This is a genomic window from Metapseudomonas resinovorans (assembly GCF_002003485.1).
GTDB classification, from domain to species: Bacteria; Pseudomonadota; Gammaproteobacteria; order Pseudomonadales; family Pseudomonadaceae; genus Metapseudomonas; species Metapseudomonas resinovorans_D.
Genome location: NZ_BDMA01000107.1, coordinates 1 through 362, shown reverse-complemented (window position 1 = coordinate 362; position 362 = coordinate 1). Strand labels below are relative to the sequence as shown.

The 362-nt window shown below is 67.1% G+C and carries 1 protein-coding gene; it reads right to left on the bottom strand.

Annotation, left to right across the window (positions count from 1 at the left end; translation table 11 throughout):
• Positions 1 to 288, bottom strand: a 288-nt coding sequence (locus tag MnOB_RS28400) for a helix-turn-helix domain-containing protein (protein ID WP_158713874.1), incomplete at its 3' end; no start/stop codon positions are given.
• Positions 289 to 362 lie beyond the last annotated feature (74 nt).

Below are 362 nucleotides of genomic sequence, written 5' to 3'. Positions count from 1 at the left end.
GTGCGGCCGCGCGAACTCGGCCGGCAGCAGGCTGCGCAGCTTGCGGGCGCCCCAATACGGGAAGCGCTGGTGCAACTGCACCACCGCCTGCTCCAACTGCGGGTCGCTGCGCCCGGGGCTGTGCAGCGGCCGGCGTGAGCGCTCCTGAAGGCCCGCCTCGCCGTGCTCGCGATGACGGTTCAGCCATTTGTAGGCGGTCTTCGGACTGATGCCGTAGCGTCGGCAGAGCTCGCGCACATTGCTCTGCGGTTGCTCGGCCAACAGCACGAACTCGCGTCGAATCGACATGGTAGTGCACTCCTGCCACGGCATCGCCCGAACTCCCGCTTCGAAGGATCCCGCAAGCCTAGATGCGTTACCTA